The following is a 5,559-nucleotide window of genomic DNA, read 5'->3' as shown; positions in this document are numbered from 1 at the left end:
GATGCGCGTCTGTTCCTTGAGAACTCAACAGTGTGCCAAATAGTCGATGCCATATGGCTCGCTATCAGAGGTGTTCGTGTCCCGTTCGGGGTGTGGGTGCTGAGGTGGTGGGTCTTGGTTGAGATAGGTTCCGTTTACTTCACCTCCGTGGGGTGGCGGGGCCGACATTCAGCCGAATCTGAACGGTCCTTATCGGGACCATTTCGTGTGTCGGTTGCTTCACTGCTTTGGTGGTGGGGTGCCATGTAGACATTTACGGAGAGTTTGATTCTGGCTCAGGACGAACGCTGGCGGCGTGCTTAACACATGCAAGTCGAACGGTGATGGCCAGCTTGCTGGTCTGATCAGTGGCGAACGGGTGAGTAACACGTGAGCAACCTACCCTTCACTCTGGGATAAGCCCTGGAAACGGGGTCTAATACCGGATATGAGACGTACAGGCATCTGTAGCGTCTGGAAAGATTTATCGGTGGGGGATGGGCTCGCGGCCTATCAGCTTGTTGGTGGGGTAGTGGCCTACCAAGGCGACGACGGGTAGCCGGCCTGAGAGGGCGACCGGCCACACTGGGACTGAGACACGGCCCAGACTCCTACGGGAGGCAGCAGTGGGGAATATTGCACAATGGGCGCAAGCCTGATGCAGCGACGCCGCGTGAGGGATGACGGCCTTCGGGTTGTAAACCTCTTTCAGCAGGGAAGAAGCGCAAGTGACGGTACCTGCAGAAGAAGCGCCGGCTAACTACGTGCCAGCAGCCGCGGTAATACGTAGGGCGCAAGCGTTGTCCGGAATTATTGGGCGTAAAGAGCTCGTAGGCGGTTTGTCGCGTCTGCTGTGAAAACCTAAGGCTCAACCTTGGGCTTGCAGTGGGTACGGGCAGACTAGAGTGCGGTAGGGGTGACTGGAATTCCTGGTGTAGCGGTGGAATGCGCAGATATCAGGAGGAACACCGATGGCGAAGGCAGGTCACTGGGCCGCAACTGACGCTGAGGAGCGAAAGCATGGGGAGCGAACAGGATTAGATACCCTGGTAGTCCATGCCGTAAACGTTGGGCACTAGGTGTGGGGCTCATTCCACGAGTTCCGTGCCGCAGCAAACGCATTAAGTGCCCCGCCTGGGGAGTACGGCCGCAAGGCTAAAACTCAAAGAAATTGACGGGGGCCCGCACAAGCGGCGGAGCATGCGGATTAATTCGATGCAACGCGAAGAACCTTACCAAGGCTTGACATACACCGGAAACTTCCAGAGATGGTTGCCCCGCAAGGTCGGTGTACAGGTGGTGCATGGTTGTCGTCAGCTCGTGTCGTGAGATGTTGGGTTAAGTCCCGCAACGAGCGCAACCCTCGTCCCATGTTGCCAGCGGGTTATGCCGGGGACTCATGGGAGACTGCCGGGGTCAACTCGGAGGAAGGTGGGGATGACGTCAAATCATCATGCCCCTTATGTCTTGGGCTTCACGCATGCTACAATGGCCGGTACAAAGGGCTGCGATACCGCGAGGTGGAGCGAATCCCAAAAAGCCGGTCTCAGTTCGGATTGGGGTCTGCAACTCGACCCCATGAAGTCGGAGTCGCTAGTAATCGCAGATCAGCAACGCTGCGGTGAATACGTTCCCGGGCCTTGTACACACCGCCCGTCAAGTCACGAAAGTCGGTAACACCCGAAGCCGGTGGCCCAACCCTTGTGGAGGGAGCTGTCGAAGGTGGGACTGGCGATTGGGACTAAGTCGTAACAAGGTAGCCGTACCGGAAGGTGCGGCTGGATCACCTCCTTTCTAAGGAGCATCTGGCATCAGGTTGTCCTGTCATGGGGTGGCTGTGGTGTCCAGGCCCGTTGTCCCTGCCGAACGAGTGGGGGACGGTGCTCGAGGGTGGAACATCGACTATGGCCGGCTTGCGAGCTGGTGGCGACCTAGTACGCCAGGCCCTTCGGGGTTCTGGGTGGGAACGGTGGGCTGCTGGGGAGGGGTTGGTCGGGCACGCTGTTGGGTCCTGAGGGAACAGCCGGAAGGTTGTTCGTTCAGGGTCGCTACGGGTCGCGTCTTCGCCTGCGGGTGGGGGTGGGGCTCGGGTGGCTGCGGGCGGGTACCGCTCAGTCGAACCACCCATCGCACGGTCCCGGGAACGGGTCTGGTGTGGTGGGTAGGCGCTGGGGTGAGGGTGCTTGTCGCCGGTCGTAGCTTGAGAACTGCACAGTGGACGCGAGCATCTTTTTGAATGATCTTTGTGGTCAAGTTTATAAGGGCACAGGGTGGATGCCTTGGCACTAGGAGCCGAAGAAGGACGTTGTAGCCTGCGATAAGCCTCGGGGAGTTGGCAAACGAACCGTGATCCGAGGATGTCCGAATGGGGAAACCCCGCACGAGTCATGTCGTGTGACCCGCACCTGAATATATAGGGTGTGTGGAGGGAACGGCGGGAAGTGAAACATCTCAGTACCGCCAGGAAGAGATATTCCGTGAGTAGTGGCGAGCGAAAGCGGATCAGGCCAAACCGTGTACGTGTTCAAGCCGGCAGGCGTTGCGTGCACGGGGTTGTGGGACCTTTCAGCTGGTTCTGCCGAATCAGCAGGGAGTCAGAAAGTCGCGTCATAGTCGAAGGGCATTGAAAGGCCCGGCACAGAGGGTGTGACCCCCGTAGACGAAATGGCGTGGCCTCCCGAAGGGGATCCCAAGTAGCTCCGGGCCCGAGAAACCTGGAGTGAATCTGCACAGACCACTGTGTAAGCCTAAATACTACCTAGTGACCGATAGCGGACAAGTACCGTGAGGGAAAGGTGAAAAGTACCCCGGGAGGGGAGTGAAATAGTACCTGAAACCGTGTGCCTACAATCCGTTGGAGCCTCCCTAGCAGGGGTGACAGCGTGCCTTTTGAAGAATGAGCCTGCGAGTTAGTGGTACGTGGCGAGGTTAACCCGTGTGGGGAAGCCGTAGCGAAAGCGAGTCCGAATAGGGCGTCTCAGTCGCGTGCTCTAGACCCGAAGCGGAGTGATCTAGCCATGGGCAGGTTGAAGCGCGGGTAAGACCGCGTGGAGGACCGAACCCACCAGGGTTGAAAACCTGGGGGATGACCTGTGGTTAGGGGTGAAAGGCCAATCAAACTCCGTGATAGCTGGTTCTCCCCGAAATGCATTTAGGTGCAGCGTCACGTGTTTCTTGCCGGAGGTAGAGCTACTGGATAGCCGATGGGCCCCACCAGGTTACTGACGTTAGCCAAACTCCGAATGCCGGTAAGCCAGAGCGTGGCAGTGAGACTGCGGGGGATAAGCTCCGTAGTCGAGAGGGAAACAGCCCAGACCACCAGCTAAGGCCCCTAAGCGTATGCTAAGTGGGAAAGGATGTGGAGTTGCACAGACAACCAGGAGGTTGGCTTAGAAGCAGCCACCCTTGAAAGAGTGCGTAATAGCTCACTGGTCAAGTGATTCCGCGCCGACAATGTAGCGGGGCTCAAGTATACCGCCGAAGCTGTGGCATTCACATATCAGCTCAGCGCACCGCAAGGTGTGTTCAGGCGTGTGGATGGGTAGGGGAGCGTCGTGTGGCGAGTGAAGTCGCGGGGGAACCCAGCGGTGGACGCCACACGAGTGAGAATGCAGGCATGAGTAGCGAATGACGGGTGAGAAACCCGTCCGCCGAATGATCAAGGGTTCCAGGGCCAGGCTAATCCGCCCTGGGTAAGTCGGGACCTAAGGCGAGGCCGACAGGCGTAGTCGATGGACAACGGGTTGATATTCCCGTACCGGCGAAGAACCGCCCATACCGAGCCCGGTGATGCTAAACGCCCGAGCCGGTGCACCGTCCCTTCGGGGACACCGCACCGGGGAGCGCGTGACCCGAACCGGTAGTAGGTAAGCGTATTAACAGGGGTGACGCAGGAAGGTAGCCAAGCGTGGCGATGGTAGTCCACGTCCAAGGTCGTAGGGCGAGGTGTAGGCAAATCCGCACCTCACATAGCCTGAGAGCTGACGGTGACCGCGAATGCGGGAATCTGGTGATCCTATGCTGCCAAGAAAAGCCTCGACGCGAGGTTCTAGCCGCCCGTACCCCAAACCGACTCAGGTGATCAGGTAGAGAATACCAAGGCGATCGAGAGAATCGTGGTTAAGGAACTCGGCAAAATGCCCCCGTAACTTCGGGAGAAGGGGGGCCTGAAGCGTGAACCGACTTGCTCGGGGAGCGTGAAGGGCCGCAGAGACCAGGGAGAAGCGACTGTTTACTAAAAACACAGGTCCGTGCGAAGTCGCAAGACGATGTATACGGACTGACGCCTGCCCGGTGCTGGAAGGTTAAGAGGACGGGTCAGCCGCAAGGCGAAGCTCAGAATTTAAGCCCCAGTAAACGGCGGTGGTAACTATAACCATCCTAAGGTAGCGAAATTCCTTGTCGGGTAAGTTCCGACCTGCACGAATGGCGTAACGACTTCTCCGCTGTCTCAACCGCGAACTCGGCGAAATTGCACTACGAGTAAAGATGCTCGTTACGCGCAGCAGGACGGAAAGACCCCGGGACCTTTACTATAGTTTGGTATTGGTGTTCGGTGCGGCTTGTGTAGGATAGGTGGGAGACTGTGAAGCCGGCACGCCAGTGTCGGTGGAGTCAACGTTGAAATACCACTCTGGTCGCTCTGGATATCTAACCTCGGTCCGTGATCCGGATCAGGGACAGTGCCTGATGGGTAGTTTAACTGGGGCGGTTGCCTCCTAAAATGTAACGGAGGCGCTCAAAGGTTCCCTCAGCCTGGTTGGCAATCAGGTGGCGAGTGCAAGTGCACAAGGGAGCTTGACTGTGAGACTGACAGGTCGAGCAGGGACGAAAGTCGGAACTAGTGATCCGGCGGTGGCTTGTGGAAGCGCCGTCGCTCAACGGATAAAAGGTACCCCGGGGATAACAGGCTGATCTTGCCCAAGAGTCCATATCGACGGCATGGTTTGGCACCTCGATGTCGGCTCGTCGCATCCTGGGGCTGGAGTAGGTCCCAAGGGTTGGGCTGTTCGCCCATTAAAGCGGTACGCGAGCTGGGTTTAGAACGTCGTGAGACAGTTCGGTCCCTATCCGCTGCGCGCGCAGGAAACTTGAGAAGGGCTGTCCCTAGTACGAGAGGACCGGGACGGACGAACCTCTGGTGTGCCAGTTGTTCCGCCAGGAGCACGGCTGGTTAGCTACGTTCGGAAGGGATAACCGCTGAAAGCATCTAAGCGGGAAGCCTGCTTCAAGATGAGGTTTCCATGCCCCCTCGAGGGGTGAGAGGCTCCCAGCTAGACCACTGGGTAGATAGGCCGGATGTGGAAGAGGGGACTAACGACCCTCGCAGCTGACCGGTACTAATAAGCCGACAACTTCACCACACCATTCTTGTGTGCTACGCGTCCACTGTGCGGTTCCCGAGTGACGAACGGGAACCCGTTTGACAACTCGATAGCGTTACGGCGGTCATAGCGAAGGGGAAACGCCCGGTCCCATTCCGAACCCGGAAGCTAAGCCCTTCAGCGCCGATGGTACTGCACTCGCCAGGGTGTGGGAGAGTAGGACGCCGCCGGACATCATTCAGGAAGAGCCACCCCT

General features: G+C 58.2%; 3 rRNA genes. All 3 read left to right on the top strand.

Going from position 1 to position 5,559, the window contains the following annotated elements:
* Window positions 1–252: 252 nt before the first annotated feature.
* A 16S ribosomal RNA gene (locus tag CTE05_RS19955) occupies window positions 253–1,773 on the top strand.
* Window positions 1,774–2,226: 453 nt separating this feature from the next.
* A 23S ribosomal RNA gene (locus tag CTE05_RS19950) occupies window positions 2,227–5,342 on the top strand.
* A gap of 77 nt (window positions 5,343–5,419) precedes the next feature.
* Window positions 5,420–5,536: ribosomal RNA gene (gene rrf / locus CTE05_RS19945) — 5S ribosomal RNA — on the top strand.
* Together the 16S, 23S and 5S rRNA genes form the textbook arrangement of a ribosomal RNA operon.
* Window positions 5,537–5,559 lie beyond the last annotated feature (23 nt).

The sequence above is a fragment of the Cellulomonas terrae genome, from assembly GCF_007990265.1.
GTDB lineage: Bacteria > Actinomycetota > Actinomycetes > Actinomycetales > Cellulomonadaceae > Cellulomonas > Cellulomonas terrae.
The sequence above is the reverse complement of the archived record's forward strand: the minus strand, read 5'-3'. Positions and strand labels throughout refer to the sequence as shown.